The following is a 2,526-nucleotide window of genomic DNA, read 5'->3' on the forward strand; positions in this document are numbered from 1 at the left end:
GTCTGTATCCGTACAACGTGTTGATGGAGTACCCAAAGATACAGCACGTAATGCGATGGAGCATAAGGCTTTTGTCGTACATATCACAGACGAGGACAATGTGGGAGCGGTGAATGTGACGGCTTCCCGTCTGTTGCCGCAGGAGAGTGAGGTTACACTGGCAGGCCTTACCCCGGTCAAAAGTACAAAAATCGAAGTTCCCGGTGTGGCAGAAGCGAAAATACGTATGGAATGTATTCTGGAACAGGTTATACCGTTGGGAGGTCAGGAGGACACACCTGCCTGTGATCTGTTAATCGGACGCGTAGTGCAGTATCATTTGTCCGAGGAAGCGTATCAAAATACGTATGTGATTGCTAAGGAGTTGCGTCCAGTAAGTCGTTTGGCTGGGAACAACTATGCGAAGCTAGGAGAGCAATTCACGCTGGAGCGTCCCCAATAGGGGGCGTTTTTTTACAGCATATCCAAAATTATATCAGGAGGATTCTTATTCATCATATTTCCTTTTATGTCGCTAGTAGAATAGAAATACCCTTATTATAAAAAAGAGAACGTTCCTGTGCTATCGCTTAGGCTCCGTTCTCGATATTCAATGACCACTTTTACAAATAAGGATACGCATCTTTGATATTTATGAGTTTATTTACTTCAAAGTTTTCAGCAGCAGGGAGCGATAGGTCGTTTCAAACAAAAATTCAAACGCCTCCAAATGCTTTTTAGCCTCAAATACATCACGGCCCCACGCATAAATGCCGTGGTTACGCAATAAAATTCCAGGCACCTGATCATTCAGCACACCAGGTACGAGCTTGGCAATCGAGGCAATATCCGCGTAATTAGGCAGCACAGGAATATCAATGGCAGCATTTTCTTTCCAAATGTTAAAAGCCTTGATCAGCTCAATGCCTTGGATAGGTACAGCGCCTTGCTCACCGTAATATTCGGAAATCAGATTGTTAAACACGGTATGCACATGAAAAACGGCTCCGCAGCCTGTTAGGCGGTAAATTTCACAATGTATAAGCGTCTCTGCGCTTGGCTTGAGGTTTGTCGCTTCTGCCGCTTTTCCGTACTGGTCTACGAATAGAAAATCTTCCGGAGTACGCTTGGTTTTATCCTTGCCGCTGGCGGTGACTGCAAAATAAAATTGTTCGGGATGAAAGTCACCAATTCGGATCGACAAATTGCCGCTCGTGCCTGGGAACCAGTTGCGAGATGCGAATAGTTCTTTGACATCAGCGAGTTCTTCAAGTGCGCGGCGTTTTTCTTCCAATGAAATGTCTGCCAAGTTAAAACTCATTTACAGCACCCCTTGCTCCTGTTTTTGCTTTAAATCCTCGATAATGTCATCAAATGTTTCAAAGGGTACATGTGGTACGCCAAGCTCTTGACACTTTAAAGTCAGATGCGAACGGGAGTACACAAGATCGGCAATTTTAGCTCCTTCAAAATCGGTCAGGCTGTCGCCGATCAAAATCCGTTCGTATTGTTCGGAAGGGTATTGACGAATCACAGTCGTTTTACACATGCCACAATCATTTGTACACGGTTCCTCACATGGATGCGGCCAAGTAATCTGGATGCGATCCCCGGAAAAATCCGCTCCGTTGCAATAGACGTGGTCGTGTGGAATATCGAAGGGTTTTAGCAATGGATCAATAAAAAAATCAATGCCGCCACTGGTGACGAAAAATTGAATCTGCTGCTCTCGTACATAGTCCAAAAAGCGTGCAAAGCCCTCGCGTATACCAGCTTGTCCAAGTACATATGAGATAATTTCGTCCTTTTGCTCCGAAGGCATCAGGGCGAACATCGCACCTACGCCTTCACGAATGGATGTATGCCCATTTACGATTTGATGCATGATGGGCTCACAGCCTGTAGGCTGAAAATGCTTCATAATGGCGACAATATTGTCGCTGTTCGTAATTGTCCCGTCAAAATCGCAAAAAATGACGGGCTTCTTCGCTGTGCTCATCGTTCACCTCCCCATGTGTCGAGCGCAGATTGCAGCTCGGGGTGAGTACGGGCGTATTCTGCCAGAGGGACATTTTGCTGTACCGCTTCAATCGCCTGCACAAAGGCGCGCCCACCTGCTTCTGTACCCAGCGGATGACCGTGAATCCCGCCCCCAGCGTTGACAACAACGTCAGTACCAAAGTCACGTACAATTAACGGCACGAGGCCCGGGTGAATCCCTGCGGAAGGGACCGGCATACTGGCCTTCAGCGGTAGATCAGGGGTGATCAGCTCATCGCGGATCGCCATGTTTTCCTCACGCGGCATCGTCACTGAGCCGTAGGGAGAAGGGAAGAGGACGAGGTCAGCGCCAGCCAGCCGCATAAGCTGACCGAGTAGGACGGACGCCGAAATACCATAATGCGGCGATGGATAAGCAGCTCCCGCCAACGAAGGATGGGCTGCAATCGGCACCGAGACGGCAGGATTGCTACTAAGTTCATGTAGCACATCCTAACCGTAGGCCAACACGTTAAACAGTAACGCGTTGGCACCCGCATCAATGGC

At 48.1% G+C, this 2,526-nt stretch carries 3 protein-coding genes and 1 pseudogene; 1 reads left to right on the forward strand and 3 read right to left on the reverse strand.

Annotated elements, in window-relative coordinates; genetic code table 11:
- On the forward strand, window positions 1-442 hold a 442-nt coding region (locus tag GRP75_RS24275), incomplete at its 5' end, for a flavin reductase family protein (RefSeq protein WP_160790599.1).
- A gap of 201 nt (window positions 443-643) precedes the next feature.
- On the opposite strand, the gene GRP75_RS24280 is transcribed toward GRP75_RS24275, so the two are convergent.
- The 3 genes and pseudogenes from GRP75_RS24280 to GRP75_RS24290 form a co-directional block, all read right to left on the reverse strand.
- Window positions 644-1,300: a methylthioribulose 1-phosphate dehydratase gene (locus GRP75_RS24280; RefSeq protein ID WP_023989122.1), complete on the reverse strand. Its 657-nt coding sequence runs from the start codon at window positions 1,298-1,300 to the stop codon at window positions 644-646.
- Window positions 1,301-1,978, reverse strand: coding sequence for a 2-hydroxy-3-keto-5-methylthiopentenyl-1-phosphate phosphatase (locus GRP75_RS24285; protein WP_023989121.1), 678 nt, complete (start codon window positions 1,976-1,978; stop codon window positions 1,301-1,303).
- A pseudogene (locus GRP75_RS24290) lies at window positions 1,975-2,526 on the reverse strand (RuBisCO large subunit C-terminal-like domain-containing protein); the annotation flags it as partial. The pseudogene GRP75_RS24290 and the gene GRP75_RS24285, both read right to left, overlap by 4 nt.

Source organism: Paenibacillus sp. OT2-17 (assembly GCF_009827695.1).
Taxonomy (GTDB): domain Bacteria; phylum Bacillota; class Bacilli; order Paenibacillales; family Paenibacillaceae; genus Paenibacillus; species Paenibacillus polymyxa_B.